This is a genomic window from Cupriavidus necator (genome assembly GCF_040578825.1).
Classification (GTDB): Bacteria; Pseudomonadota; Gammaproteobacteria; order Burkholderiales; family Burkholderiaceae; genus Cupriavidus; species Cupriavidus necator_E.
Genome location: NZ_JBEFLI010000002.1, coordinates 204,406 through 222,748 on the forward strand (window position 1 = coordinate 204,406; position 18,343 = coordinate 222,748).

16 protein-coding genes and 1 pseudogene are annotated in these 18,343 nt (G+C 64.7%); 6 read left to right on the forward strand and 11 right to left on the reverse strand.

Annotated features, from left to right (window positions below):
- The first annotated feature begins 8 nt into the window (after positions 1–8).
- Together AB1I47_RS02295 and AB1I47_RS02300 are read left to right on the forward strand one after the other, a co-directional pair.
- A complete protein-coding gene (locus AB1I47_RS02295; protein ID WP_354682161.1) occupies positions 9–1,073 on the forward strand; it encodes a CDP-6-deoxy-delta-3,4-glucoseen reductase in 1,065 nt (354 codons plus the stop codon).
- Between the two features lie 298 nt (positions 1,074–1,371).
- Entirely contained in the window at positions 1,372–2,559 is a 1,188-nt protein-coding gene (locus AB1I47_RS02300; RefSeq protein ID WP_354682162.1) for an acetylornithine transaminase, read from the forward strand.
- 268 nt (positions 2,560–2,827) lie between these two features.
- On the opposite strand, the gene AB1I47_RS02305 is transcribed toward AB1I47_RS02300, so the two are convergent.
- The 7 genes from AB1I47_RS02305 to AB1I47_RS02335 form a co-directional block, all read right to left on the reverse strand.
- Entirely contained in the window at positions 2,828–3,544 is a 717-nt protein-coding gene (locus AB1I47_RS02305; protein ID WP_354682163.1) for an ABC transporter ATP-binding protein, read from the reverse strand.
- A 17-nt stretch (positions 3,545–3,561) separates the two neighbouring features.
- On the reverse strand, positions 3,562–4,338 hold the full coding sequence (locus AB1I47_RS02310) for an ABC transporter ATP-binding protein (RefSeq protein WP_354682164.1): 777 nt from the start codon (positions 4,336–4,338) through the stop codon (positions 3,562–3,564).
- A gap of 13 nt (positions 4,339–4,351) precedes the next feature.
- Positions 4,352–5,509 (reverse strand): ABC transporter permease subunit, encoded by a 1,158-nt coding sequence (locus tag AB1I47_RS02315; RefSeq protein ID WP_354682165.1) that lies wholly within the window; start codon positions 5,507–5,509, stop codon positions 4,352–4,354.
- A 13-nt stretch (positions 5,510–5,522) separates the two neighbouring features.
- Positions 5,523–6,458: a branched-chain amino acid ABC transporter permease gene (locus tag AB1I47_RS02320; RefSeq protein WP_354682166.1), complete on the reverse strand. Its 936-nt coding sequence runs from the start codon at positions 6,456–6,458 to the stop codon at positions 5,523–5,525.
- Positions 6,459–6,672: 214 nt separating this feature from the next.
- Positions 6,673–7,869 (reverse strand): branched-chain amino acid ABC transporter substrate-binding protein, encoded by a 1,197-nt coding sequence (locus tag AB1I47_RS02325; RefSeq protein WP_354682167.1) that lies wholly within the window; start codon positions 7,867–7,869, stop codon positions 6,673–6,675.
- Between the two features lie 598 nt (positions 7,870–8,467).
- Positions 8,468–9,433, reverse strand: a complete 966-nt coding sequence (gene ispH, locus AB1I47_RS02330; RefSeq protein ID WP_354682168.1) for a 4-hydroxy-3-methylbut-2-enyl diphosphate reductase — start codon at positions 9,431–9,433, stop codon at positions 8,468–8,470.
- 10 nt (positions 9,434–9,443) lie between these two features.
- Positions 9,444–9,932, reverse strand: coding sequence for an FKBP-type peptidyl-prolyl cis-trans isomerase (locus AB1I47_RS02335; protein WP_354682169.1), 489 nt, complete (start codon positions 9,930–9,932; stop codon positions 9,444–9,446).
- 103 nt (positions 9,933–10,035) lie between these two features.
- Between AB1I47_RS02335 and radC the strand changes: the two are divergent.
- The 4 genes and pseudogenes from radC to nadB all read left to right on the forward strand — a co-directional run bounded on the left by radC (position 10,036) and on the right by nadB (position 13,122).
- Positions 10,036–10,720 (forward strand): annotated as a pseudogene (radC, locus tag AB1I47_RS02340) (RadC family protein).
- Positions 10,721–10,899: 179 nt separating this feature from the next.
- On the forward strand, positions 10,900–11,133 hold the full coding sequence (gene rpmB, locus AB1I47_RS02345) for a 50S ribosomal protein L28 (RefSeq protein ID WP_006575661.1): 234 nt from the start codon (positions 10,900–10,902) through the stop codon (positions 11,131–11,133).
- 13 nt (positions 11,134–11,146) lie between these two features.
- On the forward strand, positions 11,147–11,317 hold the full coding sequence (rpmG, locus tag AB1I47_RS02350) for a 50S ribosomal protein L33 (protein WP_010814980.1): 171 nt from the start codon (positions 11,147–11,149) through the stop codon (positions 11,315–11,317).
- A 212-nt stretch (positions 11,318–11,529) separates the two neighbouring features.
- Positions 11,530–13,122 (forward strand): L-aspartate oxidase, encoded by a 1,593-nt coding sequence (gene nadB / locus AB1I47_RS02355; RefSeq protein WP_354682170.1) that lies wholly within the window; start codon positions 11,530–11,532, stop codon positions 13,120–13,122.
- Positions 13,123–13,200: 78 nt separating this feature from the next.
- Here the strand turns inward: nadB and nadC are convergent, their stop codons facing one another.
- The 4 genes from nadC to AB1I47_RS02375 all read right to left on the reverse strand — a co-directional run bounded on the left by nadC (position 13,201) and on the right by AB1I47_RS02375 (position 18,333).
- Positions 13,201–14,064 carry a carboxylating nicotinate-nucleotide diphosphorylase gene (gene nadC / locus AB1I47_RS02360; protein ID WP_354682171.1) on the reverse strand — a complete coding sequence of 288 codons (864 nt, stop codon included), beginning with the start codon at positions 14,062–14,064 and terminating at the stop codon, positions 13,201–13,203.
- Positions 14,061–15,215: a quinolinate synthase NadA gene (nadA, locus tag AB1I47_RS02365; protein WP_354682172.1), complete on the reverse strand. Its 1,155-nt coding sequence runs from the start codon at positions 15,213–15,215 to the stop codon at positions 14,061–14,063. The genes nadC and nadA overlap by 4 nt, the downstream gene beginning before the upstream one ends.
- A 125-nt stretch (positions 15,216–15,340) precedes the next feature.
- Positions 15,341–16,531, reverse strand: coding sequence for a DesA family fatty acid desaturase (locus AB1I47_RS02370; RefSeq protein ID WP_354682173.1), 1,191 nt, complete (start codon positions 16,529–16,531; stop codon positions 15,341–15,343).
- 398 nt (positions 16,532–16,929) lie between these two features.
- Positions 16,930–18,333 carry a mechanosensitive ion channel family protein gene (locus AB1I47_RS02375; protein ID WP_354682174.1) on the reverse strand — a complete coding sequence of 468 codons (1,404 nt, stop codon included), beginning with the start codon at positions 18,331–18,333 and terminating at the stop codon, positions 16,930–16,932.
- Positions 18,334–18,343: the final 10 nt, after the last annotated feature.

Sequence of the window (18,343 nt, forward strand, 5' to 3'; positions counted from 1 at the left end):
GACCGATTATGGCTTATCAAGTAACCGTCATGCCCAGTGGCCACAAGTTCGAAGTGGCCTCGGACGAAACCATCCTCGGCGCGGCCCTGCGCCACAGCATCGGGCTGCCGTACGGCTGCAAGAACGGCGCCTGCGGCTCATGCAAGGGCCGCGTGCTCGAAGGCACCATCGTCCAGGGCGACCATGCCCCGGCCGCGCTGACCGCGCAGGAAAAGACCGAGGGCCGCGCCCTCTTCTGCTGCGCCAACGCGGCCTCGGACATTACCATCGAATGCCGCGAAGTCCACGGCGCCGGCGACATCCCGATCAAGAAGGTGCCGTGCCGCGTGACCACGCTGGAGCGCCTGGCCGATGACGTCATCGCCATCAAGCTGCAGCTGCCGGCGACCGAGCGCCTGCAGTACCTCGCCGGCCAGTACGTGGAATTCCTGCTGCGCGACGGCAAGCGCCGCAGCTATTCGATCGCCACGCCGCCGCACGAGGACGGCCCGATCGAACTGCATATCCGCCATATGCCGGGCGGCGCCTTCACCGACTACGTGTTCGGTGCCAAAGAGGGCCAGCCGGCGATGAAGGAGCGCGACATCCTGCGCTTCGAGGGCCCGCTGGGCAGCTTCTTCCTGCGCGAGGAATCGAGCGCGCCGATCATCCTGCTGGCTTCCGGCACCGGCTTCGCGCCGATCAAGGCGATCGTCGAACACGCCGCCTACACCGGCATCGAACGCCCGATGACGCTGTACTTGGGCGGCCGCCGGCCCAAGGACCTGTACATGCACGCGCTGTGCGAACAGTGGGCGCGCGACCTGCCCAACTTCAAGTACGTGCCGGTGGTGTCCGACGCGCTGCCGGAAGACAGCTGGCAGGGCCGCACCGGCTTTGTCCACCAGGCCGTGATCGCGGACTACCCGGACCTGTCGGGCCACGAGGTCTATGCCTGCGGCGCACCGGTGATGATCAACGCGGCGCGCACCGACTTCACCCGCCAGTGCAAGCTGCACGAGGACGCGTTCTTCGCCGACTCGTTCACGTCCGAGGCCGATATGCACCCGGCCGGCTCGGCACCGGCGGCCTGAACGGCGCGCCGGCCCTGCCGTCCCCTCAGCGCAACAATGCCCGGGTCCGCCAAAATTGGTTTTGACACCCGGGCGCATGCGCCTTATATTTGGCCGCATGAACACGACCTTCAACCGACGCCGCAGCTTCCGTACGTCGCTCCCCAACGGGGTGCCACGCGGCTGACCGTCGACTGCGTCTGTTCAGGTCAACGAGCCACGGGCAACCCCCGTGGCTTTTTGTTTTTGTTTCCCCGTTTTTTGTTTCGTCTTTCCCGCCCTCCCGTCCAACGTTTAAAGCCGACCCCTGGAGTCCGCCATGGCATTTGCTGAGTATCCCGTCCAATCCCTGATGTACATCACCAACCGGCCCGAGCTCGTCTTCACCGAGGGCAAGGGCTCCTGGCTGACGGATCACAACGGCAAGCGATATCTGGACTTCGTGCAGGGCTGGGCGGTGAACTGCCTGGGGCATTCCAACCAGGGCATGATCGACGCGCTGGTGGCGCAATCGCAGAAGATCATCAACCCCAGCCCGGCCTTCTACAACGAGCCGATGCTGCGGTTGGCCAGGCAACTCACCGACAACAGCTGCTTCGACAAGGTCTTCTTCGCCAACAGCGGCGCCGAGGCCAACGAAGGTGCGATCAAGCTGGCGCGCAAATGGGGCCGCAAGCACAAGGACGGCGCCTACGAGATCATCACCATGGACCACAGCTTCCATGGCCGCACGCTCGCCACCATGAGCGCGTCGGGCAAGGCCGGCTGGGACACCATCTTCGCGCCGCAGGTGCCGGGCTTCCCCAAGGCCGAGCTGAACGACCTGGCCTCGGTGGAGAAGCTGATCACCGACAAGACCGTCGGCATCATGCTCGAGCCGGTGCAGGGCGAAGGCGGCGTGATTCCCGCCACGCGCGAATTCATGCAGGGGCTGCGCGCGCTGGCCGACAAGCACAAGCTGCTGTTTATCGTCGATGAAGTGCAGGCCGGCTGCGGCCGCTGCGGCACGCTGTTCGCCTACGAGCTGTCGGGCGTGGAGCCGGACATCATGACGCTGGGCAAGGGCATCGGCGGCGGCGTGCCGCTGTCGGCGCTGCTGTGCAAGGCCGAGGTGGCGAGCTTCGAGGCCGGCGACCAGGGCGGCACCTACAACGGCAACCCGCTGATGACCGCCGTGGGCAGCGCCGTGATGGAGCAACTGACCGCGCCGGGCTTCCTCGACGACGTCAGGGCCAAGGGCGAGTACCTGAAGGAACAGCTGCTGGCGCTGTCGGCTGAGTTCGGCCTGGGCGGCGAACGCGGCGAAGGCCTGCTGCGCGCACTGCTGCTGGACAGGGACATCGGCCCGCAACTGGTGGAAGAAGCCCGCGACATGGCGCCGCACGGCCTGCTGCTGAATGCACCGCGCGCCAACCTGCTGCGCTTCATGCCGGCGCTGAACGTGACCCGCGAAGAGATCGACCAGATGATCGGGATGCTGCGTACGTTGCTGAAGAAGCTGGCCTGATAAAAAAAGCCTCGCGCAAAGCGAGGCTTCAGGGCTGCTGTTGAGCCTGCTGGCCGATGCGTCGATGACGATGACGCTTGCAGCAGGCTCCCCTCTCCCGCGCGCGGGAGAGGGGTGGGGGTGAGGGCAGGCGCGTCAAAGGCTGATGCCCGTGGGTTACCACCCCTCACCCCAACCCTCTCCCCTGAGGGGAGAGGGAGAACACCTTGCTTAGGCTAGTTCGGACGGCTTGGGAGCACCCAAAACCGCTCGCTCTTGCTGAGGGCCTTTACTCACCCAGATACGCCGCGCGCACCTTGGGATCATCCAGCATCTGCTTGGCGTCGCCGCTCATCGTAATGAGGCCCGACTCCATCACATAGCCGCGGTGCGCGGCCTGCAGCGCCAGGCGCGCGTTCTGCTCAACCAGCAGCACGGTCACGCCCTGCGCCGAGATGTCGCGCACGACCTCGAAGATCTTCTCGACCATGATCGGCGACAGGCCCATCGACGGCTCGTCCAGCAGCAGCACCTTGGGCTGGCTCATCAGCGCACGCGCCATTGCCAGCATCTGCTGCTCGCCGCCCGACATGGTGCCGGCCAGCTGGTTGGCTCGCTCCTTGAGCCGCGGGAAGATGCCGAACATGCGGTCGACGTCGGCCTTGATGCCGGCCTCGTCGTCGCGCGTGTAGGCGCCCATCTGCAGGTTCTCGGTGATGGTCATGCGCGCGAACACGCCGCGCCCTTCCGGCACCATCGCCAGCCCCTGCTTGAGCAGCGCGTAGCTGGGCACGCCCTTGATCGACTTGCCCATGTACTCCACATCGCCGCCGACCCAGCCCTGCAGGCCGGTGATGGCCTTCATGGTGGTGGTCTTGCCGGCGCCGTTGGCGCCGATCAGCGTCACCAGCTCGCCGTCCTTGATGTCGAGGTCGATGCCCTTGACGGCCTGGATGCCGCCGTAGGCCACCTTCAGGCCCGAGATCTTCAATACTGTCTGTGTCATGGATTGTCCTCCGGCCATCAATGCGCCGATGCGCCGAGGTAGGCCTCGATCACCGCGGGGTTGTTCTGCACTTCTTGCGGCAGGCCCTGGGCAATCACCTTGCCGTAGTCCAGCACCGTCATGCGGTTGCACAGCCCCATCACCAGCTTCACGTCGTGCTCGATCAGCAGAATGGTCTTGCCGTCGTTCTTGATCTTCTCGAGCAGCCCGCGCAGCTCCACCTTCTCGGTCGCGTTCATGCCCGCGGCCGGTTCGTCCAGCGCCAGCAGCTTGGGCTCGGTCGCCAGCGCGCGGGCGATCTCCAGCCGGCGCTGGTGGCCGTACGACAGATTGCGCGCGGTGAAGTTGGCGTACTTGCCGATGCCGACGTACTCCAGCAGGTCATGCGCCATGTCCTCGATGCCCTCTTCCTCGCGCCGCACCGCGGGCGGGCGGAAGATCGCGCCGAACACGCCGGCCTTGGAACGCACGTGGCGCCCCACCATCACGTTCTCCAGCGCGGTCATCTCGCCGAACAGCCGGATGTTCTGGAACGTGCGCGCGATCCCTGCCCTGGCCACCTCATGCACCGCGGTCGGCTGGTAGGGCGTGCCGCCCAGCACGAACTCGCCCGAATCCGGCGTGTACAGGCCGGTGATCACGTTGAAGAAGGTGGTCTTGCCGGCGCCGTTGGGGCCGATCAGGCCGTAGATCTCGCCCTGCTTGATCTGCAGGCCCACTTCGGACAGTGCCTGCAGGCCGCCGAAACGCTTGTTGACCCCCTGTACCGACAGGAGGATATCGTTGTTGCTCATGTCTTCCTCCGGTTTACAGACGGCCGATATTGCCCGCGCGGCGCACCACCGGGCGGTCTTCCTTGCGCGGCGACGGCCAGATGCCTGCCGGGCGATACAGCATCACGCCAACCAGGGCCAGGCCGAACAGCAGCTGGCGCAGCACTTCGGCGTCGACGACGACTTGGCCGAACAGGCCGGTCTGCATCGGCTCGGCCACCACGCGCAGCAGCTCCTGGAAACCCACCAGCAGGACGCCGCCCAGGATCACGCCCGGGATATGGCCCATGCCGCCGAGCACCACGATCGCCAGCACGTAGATCGATTCCCACAGCGTGAACGATTCCGGCGACACGAAGCCCTGGAAAGCACCGAACGCCGCGCCCGAGGCGCCGCCGAACGACGCGCCCATGGCAAAGGCCAGCAGCTTGATATTGCGGGTGTTGATGCCCATCGCCTTGGCGGCGATCTCGTCCTCACGGATGGCAACCCAGGCGCGGCCGATGCGCGAGGTCTGCAGCCGCAGGCACACGAACACGATCACGATGACCAGGAATACCAGCAGGTAGTAGTACATGAACACCGGCGTGAACTTGAGCCCGAAGATCTCGTGCGATTTCGAGAAATCGAAGCCGAAGATATGGACCGGGTCCACCGCGGTAATGCCCTTGGGCCCGTTGGTGATGTTCAGCGGGCGGTCCAGGTTGTTCATGAAGATACGGATGATCTCGCCGAAGCCCAGCGTCACGATGGCGAGGTAGTCGCCGCGCAGCTTGAGCGTTGGGGCACCCAGCAGCACGCCGAAAGTGGCGGCCACCAGGATTGCGATCGGTAACACGAACCACATCGACACGTGCAGGCCGTTGGGGAACAGCTGCTGGATCCACTCGAACTGGTTCGCCAGGTGCGGCGAGCCGAGCAGTGCCATCAGGTACGCGCCCACCGCGTAGAACGCGATATAGCCCAGGTCAAGCAGGCCGGCAAAGCCCACCACGATGTTCAGGCCCAGCGCCAGCATGATGTACAGCAGCGCGAAGTCCAGCACGCGGACCCAGTAGTTGCCGCCAAAGGTCTGGACGACGAACGGTGCGCACAGGGCGAGCACCAGGAAGCCAATCAGTGCGGCCAGCGTCTTGGCCGGCACGCGGGTCGGCGCCGCGACGGCGGCCGTGGATGGAATCGGAGCAGTCATGGATTCGCTCTCCTCAGGCGCGGTCCGCCACGCGTTCGCCCATGATGCCGGACGGACGGAAGACGAGCACGGTGATCAGTACGATAAAGGCAAAGACATCCTGGTAGTTCGAACCGAAGACGCCGTTGGTCAGGTCGCCGATATAGCCGGCGCCCAGCGCTTCGATCAGTCCCAGCAGCATGCCGCCGACCATGGCGCCGGCAAGGTTGCCGATGCCGCCCAGCACCGCGGCGGTAAACGCCTTCAGCCCGGGAATGAAGCCCATGTAGAAGTGGGCATTGCCGTAGTTGGTGGCCATCATCACGCCGGCCAGCGCGGCGAGCGTGGCGCCGATCATGAAGGTGGCGGAGATGACGAAGTTGGGGTTCACGCCCATCAGGCCGGCGACCTTCTGGTTCTCGGCGGTGGCGCGCATGGCGCGGCCGAGCTTGGTGCGGTTGACCAGCGCGAGCAGCCCGGCCATGACCATCACGGCCAGGCCGATGATGACCATTTCCTTGCCGGTGATGGTGGCGCCGGTTGCGCCGATGTCGATCGGTTCCGACGGCAGCAGTTGCGGGAACGTCAGCGGGTTGCGCGACCAGATCAGCATGCCCACCGTCTGGAGGATGATGGAGACACCGATCGCGGTGATCAGCGGGGCCAGCCGTGGCGCATTGCGCAAGGGCCGGTAGGCGATCCGCTCAATCGAATAGGACAGTATTGCGCAGACCGGCATGGCGATCAGCGTGGCGATCACCAGCGTCAGCCATTCGGGCAAGCCGGGGGCAAACTTCTGCAGGCCAAGAATCGCTGACAGGGCGGTCAGCGCGCCGATCATCAGGACATCGCCGTGGGCGAAGTTGATGATCCCCAGAATGCCGTAGACCATGGTGTAGCCCAGTGCGATCAGCGCATAGATGCTGCCGAGCACCAGACCGTTCACGATCTGCTGGATAAAGATATCCATGAAAACTCCTGCTTCAAGTCCCGGACCTTACGGCATGGTGTGGATGCCGGGGGGACCATGGTGTGTGATGGGTAACGTAGCTGAGGTTGGATTGCTGGTAAGCGGCTCCGCCATGTTCCATCCATGGTAAGGATGCTTCTACATTAGGCGAGGCTAAAAAGAACGGCACCGCAACATACTCACGGTGCCGTTCGTATGGGCCGGTAAGCCCAGATTACATCTTCACGACGTCGAGGACGGACTTCTTCTTGTCCTTGTACTCATACAGCGTGATGGTGCCTTCCTTCATGTCGCCCTTCTCGTCGAAGGCGATGGTGCCGATCAGGCCCTTGTAGTTGGTCTTGGGCATCTCGGCGAGGATGGCGGCAGGCTCTGCCGAGTTGGCGCGCTTCATGGCGTCGACGATGACCATCACCGCGTCATACGTGAACGGGGCATAGATCTGCACCGGCGCATTGAAGCGAGCCTGATACTTCTTCTCGAAGTCGGCGCCCTGCTCCATCTTCGACAGCGCCAGGCCTGCCTCAGAGCAGATGATGTTGCTCACCGCATCGCCAGCGAGCTGGGCCACCTTGTCGGTACAGACGCCGTCGCCGCCGACGATCTTGGCGCCAATGCCAAGCTCCTTGGCCTGCTTGGCGAACGGGCCGCCGGTGGCGTCCATGCCGCCGTACATGATCACGTCAGGCTTCTTGCCCTTGATCTTGGTCAGAATCGCCTTGAAGTCGGTGGCCTTGTCGTTGGTGGCTTCACGCGCCACCACGTTCACGCCGGACGCCTTGGCGGTCTTCTCGAATTCGTCGGCCAGGCCCTTGCCGTAGGCAGTGGCGTCGTCGACGATGGCCACGCTCTTGGCGTTCAGGGTCTTGGCGGCGTAGTTGGCCAGCGCCGGGCCCTGCTGGGCATCGGTGGCCACGACGCGGTACGTGGTCTTGAAGCCCTGCTTGGTGTAGTCCGGGTTGGTCGCGGACGGCGAGATCTGGACGATGCCGGCGTCGCTGTAGATTTTCGAGGCCGGGATCGAGGTGCCCGAGTTCAGGTGACCCACCACTGCCACCACCTTGGCGTCAACCAGCTTCTGTGCAACCGAGGTGCCAGTCTTCGGATCCGCGGCGTCGTCTTCGCCGACCAGTTCCAGCTTGACCTTCTTGCCGCCGATCTCCAGGCCCTTTTGATTGACTTCTTCCACGGCCAGGCGGGCGCCGTTTTCGTTGTCCTTGCCAAGGTGCGCGATGCCGCCGGTCAGCGGGGCCACGTGGCCGATCTTGACGACGGTCTCGCCCGCTGCGGGGGCAGCCGCCGCCGGCGCCGTGGATGCTGCGTCAGCCGGCTTCTCTTCTTTCTTGCCGCAAGCTGCAACGAGCGCCACTGCTGCCGCGATCGGCAGAATCTTGGCAAACGTGATTTGCATGAGTGATCTCCTAGGATTCACAAAAACAGGGATTTGCAACGCCTCCCGGACGTTTCCCTGGACCGCCTTTGTTTAGTTTCAATTTGAAACGCGCGCATTGTATCCCCTTTCTTTGCAGATGCAATACGCGACGCAACAAGTTGAACGATTTACCCGCCAAATGAGCTAGGGAATTTCCCCAATGCACAAATTGGGGCAATTCCCGCTCACATGACTGGCCCGTCTCACATACTTACAAGAATCGTGCCTGCGCCGCACGAAGGCGGGAATAAGCACTGCGGCCGCCACCCATAATGACGCCTAATTAATTAGGTGTTTCATTTCAAATGCGCTGCACCGATCTCTAATGTGCAGAATGTAGCGCCGCACCATAATAGGGAAAACCCCAGATACGGGGATTACCCTGATTTGTCGCGGCAAGCGGACACGCAGGTATTAGTTGCACCATTCGCGTGCATTATCGGTGGCGTCGCCGCGAGTTGGAGTCAGATCGGGCCGAATAGCGTGCGCGGAGCCGAAATTTGCGCGCGCAAAAGCAAAGGGCGCCGCATCGGCGGCGCCCTTCCGTTCAGGGATGAAAAGCGGGGATGATTGCCGCTCAGGCGGCGGCGCTCGCCGGCTGCAATCCGCGCGGCAGCGGGAAGGCCATGTTTTCCTCGATGCCCGCCAACGGGCGCACCTGGCGCGCACCGAGTTCGCGCAGGCGGTCGACGATCGACTGCGCCAGTGCCTCTGGCGCCGAGGCACCGGCGGTCAGGCCGATGCGGCGCTTGCCGGCAATCCATTCCGGGCGTACCTGCTCGGGGGCATCGACCATATAGGCCGGCACGCCCAGGCGCTCGGCCAGTTCGCGCAGGCGGTTCGAGTTGGAGCTGTTGGGGCTGCCCACCACGATCACCACCTCCACCTGCGGCGCCATGAACTTCACCGCGTCCTGGCGGTTCTGCGTGGCGTAGCAGATGTCCTGCTTCTTGGGTTCGCGGATCTGCGGGTAGCGCGCCTTCAGCGCAGCCACGATCTCGCGCGTCTCGTCCACCGACAGCGTGGTCTGGGTCACGTAGGCCAGCCGCGCCGGGTCGGCAATCCGCAGCGTGGCGACATCGTCGACCGACTCCACCAGCACCATGCCGGCCTTGGCCTGGCCCATGGTGCCTTCCACTTCGGGGTGGCCGCGGTGGCCGATCATCACGATCTCGCAGCCTTCGGCGCGCATCTTGCTGACCTCGACATGCACCTTGGTCACCAGCGGGCAGGTGGCATCGAACACATGCAGGCCGCGCGCGGCGGCGTCCTCGCGCACTTCGCGCGACACGCCATGGGCGCTGAAGATGACGGTGGCGCCGGCCGGCACCTCGTCGAGCTCGCGCACGAACACCGCGCCCTTGCGGCGCAGGTCGGCGACCACATAGGCGTTGTGGACGATCTCGTGGCGCACATAGATCGGCGCGCCGAAGCGCTCGAGCGCCCGTTCCACGATCTCGATGGCGCGGTCGACGCCGGCGCAGAAGCCGCGCGGCTGGGCCATCAGGATTTCCGCGTCGGGGGCGGTGGTCAGGTCAGGCATGCGGCAAGGCTCAGAGAATGCCGATCAGCTGCACATCGAACAGGATGGTCTGCCCGGCCAGCGGATGGTTGAAGTCGAACAGCGCCGCGGTGTCGCCGAATTCCTTCAGCACGCCGGCATACTTGCCGCCGCCGGGCGCGTTGAATTCCACCAGATCGCCGGCGTTGTAGTCCTCTTCGAAGGAGCTGTTCTCGCGCAGCGTGGCCAGCGATACCCATTGCAGCAGGTCGGGGTTGCGCGGGCCGAACGCCTGTTCCGGCGCCAGCCGGTAGGTCATGCGCTCGCCCTCGGGCATGCCCAGCAGCGCCTGCTCCAGCGTGGGCGCGAACTGGCCCTGGCCGAGCAGCAGCGTGGCGGGCTTCTCTTCGAACGTGCTGACGATCTCGGTGCCGTTCTCGAGCGCGATGCAGTAGTGCAGGGTCAGGAAAGAGTCGGCCTGGACAGTCTTGCGGCCAGCCGTGCCGCCGTCGGCTTCCGACGCGAAAGTTTGCAAATTCATGGGTGATCAACCGGTCAACAACCCGTATTGTATTCGACTGGCCCATCCACCGCCGACTTGAGCCCATCGCACCCAACGACGGCGGGAATCAACCGGACTGCCCATGACCATTGCCAACTGGCCCGCCTGCGAGCGGCCCCGCGAGAAATTGCTTGAATGTGGCGCCGGCGCCCTCTCCGACGCCGAGTTGCTGGCCGTCTTCCTGCGCGTGGGCACGGCCGGCAAGAGTGCCGTAGACCTCGCGCGCGAACTGTTGCACCGCTTTGGCTCTCTGACCGCCCTGTTCGCGGCCGAGGCCGGCACGCTGACCGCCATCCGGGGCATGGGCGGGGCCAAATATGCCCAGATGCAAGCGATCCCGGAGCTGGCCAGGCGCGCGCTGGCCGAGTCGCTGCGCCTTCCCACCGGATTCGATTCCCAGGCAGCGGTGCGCAACTACCTGCGCCTGACGCTGGCCTCGCTGCCGCATGAGGTGTTCCTGTGCCTGTTCCTGGATCCCGGCAACCGCATGATCGCCAGCGAGGAACTGTTTCGCGGCACGCTGATGCGCACCGCCGTCTACCCGCGCGAGGTGGCACGCCAGGCGGGTGCATAATGCGGCCGGCGTGATCGTGGCCCATAACCACCCGGCCGGCACCAGCGCGCCCAGCCGCAGTGACATTCACCTGACGCGTGAACTGGCCCGCACGCTCGAACTGATCGAGGTAAAGCTGATCGACCATTTCATCGTGGCGGGGCAAGACGTCAGGTCGCTGGCCGAACGCTGTGAATGCCTGCCCGGGCTGTGACGCGCACGACACGGCGCAACAGATGACAAGGCGAAAGCACAGAAGGCATTGATTCGGCGGGGGAATCCGGTCTATAATGCCCGTTTTGCTGAAGTCTCAACCGCTGCAGTCCGGGCCCGCGCGCCTTTTGTTGATCTGTTGCGAACATTGTCCACGAATAGAAGATTTAGGAGTGCTTCATGGCACGCGTCTGTCAAGTGACCGGGAAAGCGCCGATGGTCGGCAACAACGTTTCCCACGCAAACAACAAGACCAAGCGCCGTTTTCTGCCCAACCTGCAGAATCGTCGTTTCTTCGTTGAATCCGAAAACCGCTGGGTGAGCCTGCGCGTCTCGAACGCCGGCCTGCGCCTGATCGACAAGAAAGGCATCGACTCCGTGCTCGCCGACCTGCGCGCACGCGGCGAAGTCTAATTAGGAGCACATCATGGCAAGCAAGGGCGGCCGCGACAAGATCAAGCTGGAATCGACCGCAGGTACGGGTCATTTCTACACGACCACCAAGAACAAGCGCACCATGCCGGAAAAGATGGAGATCATGAAGTTCGATCCCGTCGCCCGCAAGCACGTCGCTTACAAGGAAACCAAGATCAAGTAATTGATCACGGAATCCCGCCGGAAAGCCCCGCCCTGTTGCGGGGCTTTTTGTTTGTCTGCGATGCCTGCGGGACTGCCGCAACGCCGCCTGGCGGCGCGGACGGTGCGATTGGCGCCCACCATCGGGGGACGCTGATGCGTTGAGGGGCGCTTCAGGTGTAGACTTTGCCGTTTCCCCCTTTTCGCCTGGCGCCCCCCAGCGCACTCCGCATCATGAATTTCGACGTCGCCATCGTTGGCAGCGGCCTGGCCGGCCTGACGGTCGCGCTGCAACTGGCCGACACCCACCGGGTGGTCATCCTCAGCAAGCGCGCCATGACTCAGGGCGCCAGCAACTGGGCGCAGGGCGGCATCGCCGCCGTGCTGGATTCCGGCGACAGCCATGACGAGCATACGCAGGACACGCTCGTTGCCGGTGCGGGGCTGTGCGATGAAGAGGCAACGCGCTTTATCGTAGAGCACGGCCGTGAGGCCATCCAATGGCTGATCGACCGCGGTGTGCCCTTCACCCGCGACGCACAGGCCGAACTGGGCTTTCACCTGACGCGCGAAGGCGGCCACAGCCGCCGGCGCATCATCCACGCCGCCGACGCCACCGGCCATGCGGTGGTCAGCACGCTGCTGGAACAGGCGACGCAACACCCCAACATCACCATCCTGGAAGACCACTTCGCGATCGACCTGATCACCTCGCGCAAGATGGGACTGCCGGGCAACCGCTGCTACGGGCTGTACGTGCTCGATGACCGCACCGGCGCCGTGCACACGGTCACCGCCACGCATACCGTGCTGGCCGCTGGCGGCGCGGGCAAGGTCTACCTGTACACCACCAATCCCGACACCGCGACCGGCGACGGCATTGCCATGGCGTGGCGCGCGGGCTGCCGGGTATCGAACATGGAGTTCATCCAGTTCCACCCGACCTGCCTGTACCACCCCTACGCCAAGTCGTTCCTGATCTCCGAAGCGGTGCGCGGCGAAGGCGGCCTGCTCAAGCTGCCCGACGGCACGCGCTTCATGCCGGAGCACGATTCCCGCGCCGAACTGGCGCCGCGCGACGTGGTCGCGCGCGCAATCGACTTCGAGATGAAGAAGCGCGGCCTGGACTGCGTCTACCTCGATATCACGCACCAGCCTGAAGCCTTCCTGAAGGAACACTTCCCCACCATCTACGCGCGCTGCCTGGAGCTGGGGATCGACATCACGCGCCAGCCGATTCCGGTGGTGCCAGCCGCGCACTACACCTGTGGCGGCGTGGTCACCGACACCGCGGGCCGCACCGATATCGGCAACCTTTACGCCGTCGGCGAGACCGCCTGCACCGGCCTGCATGGCGCCAACCGGCTCGCCTCCAACTCGCTGCTCGAATGCATGGTGATCGGCCGCGCCGCGGCGGAAGATATCGCGTCGATGGACAAGCTCGGCCGGCCGGACATCTCGCTGCCCGCGTGGGACGAGAGCCGCGTCTCGGATGCCGATGAGGAAGTGGTGGTGTCGCACAACTGGGATGAGTTGCGCCGGATGATGTGGAACTACGTCGGCATCGTGCGCACCAGCAAGCGGCTGGAGCGGGCGCAGCACCGCATCGGGCTGCTGCGCGAGGAGATCACCGAGTACTACGCCAATTTCCGCGTCACCAGCGACCTGCTGGAGCTGCGCAATCTGGTCGAAGTGGCGTCACTGATCGTGGACAGCGCCTATTCGCGCCATGAAAGCCGTGGCCTGCATTTCAGTCGCGACTATCCGGAGTCGCTCCCCAAGGCGCTGCCGACGGTGATGCAACCGCCGGCCGTACGCAAGCGATAACGCCCGGCAGACAGCAAGAAAAAACGGGGTGGTGCCTGATGGCCCCACCCCGTTTTTCTTTGCCGCGTAACTGACAGTTCAACCGATAATCCGCAACGAATAATCCGTCGCCCGCACGTCCTTGGTCAGCGCGCCCACCGAGATCCGATCCACACCAGTCTCGGCAAAGGTACGGATGGTGTCCGCATTGACGCCGCCCGATACCTCCAGCAACGCCCTGCCCTGGTTGATCTTTACCGCGTCCTGCATCATCGGCACGGTGAAGTTGTCGATCAGCACCGACTTCGCGCCCGCGGCCAGCGCCTCTTCCAGCTCGGGCAGCGATTCCACCTCGATCTGTACCGGCGCATCGGTATCGAGCGCCAGCGCCGCCTGCATCGCGGCGGTAATGCTGCCAGCCGCGGCGATATGGTTTTCCTTGATCAGGATGCCGTCGTAGAGCGCCAGGCGCTGGTTCTCGCCGCCGCCGATACGCACCGCGTACTTCTGCGCCAGGCGCAGGCCGGGCAGCGTCTTGCGCGTGTCCAGCACGCGCGCGCGGGTGCCGGCGATGAGGTCGGCGTAGCGGCGCGTGGCAGTGGCCACGCCGGACAGCAGTTGCAGGAAATTGAGCGACGGGCGTTCAGCCGTCAGCAGCGAGCGCGCCGGGCCGTTGATCTCGCACACCACCGAATCCCGTGCCATGCGCGCGCCCTCTTGCTGCAGCCAGCGCACCTCCAGCGCCGGATCGACCGCGCGCATGCAGGCGTCGAACCACGGCTGGCCGCACAGCACTGCCGACTCACGCACGATCACGCGTGCACGGGCGGCCTTGCCGGCCGGCACCAGCAGGCCGGTCAGGTCGCCGGTACCGACATCCTCATCGATCGCGGCGCGAACATTGGCTTGCAGCGCGTCATGAAGCGCCGGACCGTAGCTGTCGAAAATCTGATTCACGCTCATGCCGGGCCGATCCCCTGGAACAGCGCCTGCTCCCTGGCCAGGTCGGACGACGGGCGCACGTTGCGCTTCTGCGCGGCGGCAAAGTCGAGCATGCGGTTGATGCAGGTCACCGCCTTGCGCCCGATCTCCGGATCGACATGGACCTCGTTGCGGCCCGTTTCGAGCACCTCGGCCAGGTTGGTCAGCGCATTCATCGCCATCCACGGGCAGTGCGCGCAGCTCTTGCAGGTAGCGCTGTTGCCGGCCGTGGGCGCTTCGATGAAGTGCTTGCCGGGCGCGGCCATGCGCATCTTGTGCAGGATGCCGTTATCGGTAGCGACGATGAATTCGGTCGCCTCCAGCTTCTGCGCGGCCTCAATCAGCTGCGAGGTCGAGCCGACCACGTCGGCCTGCGCCACCACGTTTTCCGGCGATTCCGGGTGGACCAGGATCTTGGCGTTGGGGAATTCGCGGCGCAGCAAGTCCAGCTCGATGCCCTTGAACTCGTCGTGCACCAGGCACGAGCCCTGCCACAACAGCATGTCGGCGCCGGTCTGCTTCTGGATATAGCTGCCCAGGTGCTTGTCCGGGGCCCACAGGATCTTCTTGCCCTGCGCGTGCAGGTGCTCGACGATCTTCAGGCCGATGCTGGAGGTCACCATCCAGTCAGCGCGCGCCTTCACCGCGGCGCTGGTGTTGGCGTAGACCACCACGGTGCGGTCCGGTTGCGCATCGCAGAAGGCGGCAAACTCGTCGGCCGGGCAGCCCAGGTCGAGCGAGCAGGTCGCGTCCAGGTCCGGCATCAGCACGGTCTTCTCGGGGCTGAGGATCTTGGCGGTCTCGCCCATGAAGCGCACACCGGCCACCACCAGGGTCTTGGCCTCGTGGTCGCGCCCGAAGCGGGCCATTTCGAGGGAGTCGGAGACACAGCCGCCGGTCTCTTCGGCCAGGTCCTGCAGGTCGGCGTCGACGTAATAGTGCGCCACCAGCACCGCGTTGCGTTCCTTCAGCAAGCGGCGAATACGCGCCTTCAGCGCCTGGCGCTCATCGGGCGACAGCACCGGCGGCACCTTGGCCCAGGCATGGGCCACGCAGCTCATGCCAGTGGCGTTGTCGGCATCCGCCAGGTTCGGCTTCTCGAACTCGACGGTCTTGATCGATTGTGGGGTCATCTCCGGTACTCCTCTAGACCTCCGCCGCGAGTATGCGGCCGGCCAGAACATGGGGGAGTTTATCTAAAACAAAAGCCCCGCCATGGGCGGGGCTTTGTCAAACCGTACGGCGCGGCCGAATTGTATCAGGCGTAGCGGCGCAGGCGCAGCGAGAAATCGTGCAGCGCCTGGATTCCGCTGGCCTCGGCCCGGTGGCACCAGGCCTGCAGTTGCTGCAGCAACTGCTCGCGCGTCAGGTTGGACCGGCCCCAGATGGCGGCCAGTTCACGTCGCATTTCCACAAAGGTCTGCAGCGCCTTGTTTTGCTCGACGATGCTGGCCAGCTGCTCGCGCTGCGTGGCGGCCAGCTTGGTTTCCTCGCGGTGGAACCACTTGCGCGCCGGCTTGTAGCTGCGGTACTCGGCCACGCGGCCTTCCTTGAGCTTTTCCAGTTCCTGGCGGAACGCACCCTTGACGGCCTTGGCGTAACGCGCCATCACGTCATAGCGGTTGGCGATGATGGCTTCCAGCGTGTTGTGGTCGACCGGACGGGCTTCCACCAGGCGCGCCTTGGGCGGGGTCTTCTTGACCTTGGCCAGGCCCACCGCCTGCATCGCGCGGATATAGCCCCAGCCCACGTCGAACTCATACCACTTGATCGAGAACTTGGCCGAGGTCGGGTAGGTGTGGTGGTTGTTGTGCAGCTCTTCGCCGCCGATGATCAGGCCCCACGGCGACACGTTGGTCGAGGCGTCTTCGCAATCGTAGTTGCGATAACCCCACCAGTGGCCGAGGCCATTGATGATGCCGGCGGCATGGATCGGGATCCACAGCATCTGCACGGCCCACACCGACATGCCGATCACGCCGAACAGCGCCAGGTCGATGATCAGCATCAGGCCCACGCCCTGCCAGGTGAAGCGCGAGTACAGGTTGCGCTCGATCCAGTCGTTGGGGCAGCCATGGCTGAACTTGGCGATGGTTTCCTTGTTCTTGGCTTCGGCGCGATACAGCTCGGCGCCTTCCAGCAGCACCTTGCGGATGCCGCGGGTCTGCGGGCTGTGGGGATCGTCTTCCGTTTCGCACTTGGCGTGGTGCTTGCGGTGGATGGCGGTCCACTCGCGCGTGACCATGCCGGTGGTCAGCCACAGCCAGAAGCGGAAGAAGTGTTGAGCGATGGGGTGCAGATCCAGCGACCGGTGCGCCATGCAGCGGTGCAGGAAGATGGTGACGCCGGCGATCGTGATATGCGTCATCACGAGCGTGTAGATGACGATCTCCCACCAGGTCCAGTTGGCAAGGCCGTTGGCGGCCCAGTCAAGAATAATGTCGAACAAACTGTTCTCCGTCGGTTAAACAGGGACTTTCCCGTGCAGGCCGGCGGATGGCCGGTGCACACAACGCGCAGAAAAAAATAGCTGCGAATCTATTGATTGCGATAGCTGTCTGGCGAGTGCCGCGGGACCCGAAGTCGCTCCGGGGCTCCCTGGCACACGAGTCTGGCGCCGGCCGTGGCTGGCGGCCCAGCGAAAGACACGGGAACGAGCCGCTGCAATCTGGCGGCTGTGTCTGATGTGGGGAGCGGGATGCGTGCAACCCGCGACAACCCTGTATTCTACCGGATCGTCACAGGCGCAGGCATACGCTGTTACCCGGATTTGGACGGAGTGCAACGCTTTTCGTTCCAGGGGTGGCGCATGCGACGCCTGCCCCGGACAGGGCGTCCTCGTGTCGCCTATGGCGCATTCGCCGCTTCGGGCAGCTGTTCCGGATGTGCCGCAGCCGCCATGCCGGGCAACGGCGTATCGCCCAGCACGCGCACCTCGCGCTGCGGATACGGGATCGAAATGCCGTGGTCGCGCAGCATGCGCCAGATCGCGCGGTTCATCGCCGATTGCACCCCGAGCTTGCCGTTCTGAGGATCGGCGACAAACACCGCGACCTCGTACTCGATGCCGCTGTCCGCAAACATCACCAGGAACGCGGCCGGCTCCGGGTCGGGCAACACGCGCGGCAGGTCGCGCACGCAGGCGGTCAGCAGCGCGATCACGGTCTCGGGATCGGCGTTGTAGTCGGCCTGCACGCGTGTCGCTACGCGCACATTGGTGTTGGAGAAGGAATGGTTCTGCACCGCCTGCGCCACCAGTTGCTCGTTCGGCACCAGCGTTTCGCCGTCGCCGTTACGCACCACGGTGTAGCGGGTGCGGATCTGCGACACGATGCCGGTGTACTTGTCCACCGTGATCTGGTCGCCCAGCTTGACCGAGCGGTCCAGCAGGATGATGAAGCCGGAGATGTAGTTGCTGGCGATCTTCTGCAAACCCAGGCCGAGGCCCACGCCCAGCGCGCCGCCGAACACCGACAGCACCGTCAGGTCGATCCCCACCAGCGACAGGCTCAGCAGCAGCGACACCAACAGCAGCAGCGCCTTGGAGATGCGCGTGAGCACCACCTTCAGGTTGACGTCGAGGCTGTTCGAGCGCATCAGCCGCTCTTCCAGCCATGAGCCAAACCACATCGCCACCAGCACCGTCAGCAGGATCCACACCACCGCCAACAGCGTATCGGCCAGGCTGATCTTCTGCTTGCCGCCGATCGAGAAGCGCACCGCCTGCATCCATTCGACCACGTCCGACAGCACGCCCAGCACGTAAAGCGCCATACTCACCCACACCAGCGTGGTCAGCACTTTCTCCACCAGCAGCAGCATGCCGTGGAGCTGGCCGCTGCCGGACATCACGCGGCGCAGGATATAGAAGGTGACGTTGAGCGCGGTGATGCCGAACAGCGGCACCAGCGCCAGGCGCAGCACGCTGATCGGTATCAGCGGCTCCAGCGCGAAGCGGGCGATCATCACCAGCGCCCAGCCGGCCAGCGGGAACATGGCCCGCTCCAGGCTGGCGGCGGCAAAGCGCACCGAGAAGCTGGAGCTTTCGTAGCGGGCTTCGAGCCGGCGCACGACATAGCGCGCCAGCGGCCAGGCCACCGCCAGGCAGCCGGCCAGCACCAGCAATTGCCAGAAAAAGCCGGGACCGCCTGCGTCGCGGATCAGGTCGTCCAGCATCTTGCCGAACATCGAATGCGAGGCCTTCAGGTCTTTCAGGCCGCCGCCCAGGTCGGACAGGGTTTCGCCGTTCATGGAGACTCAG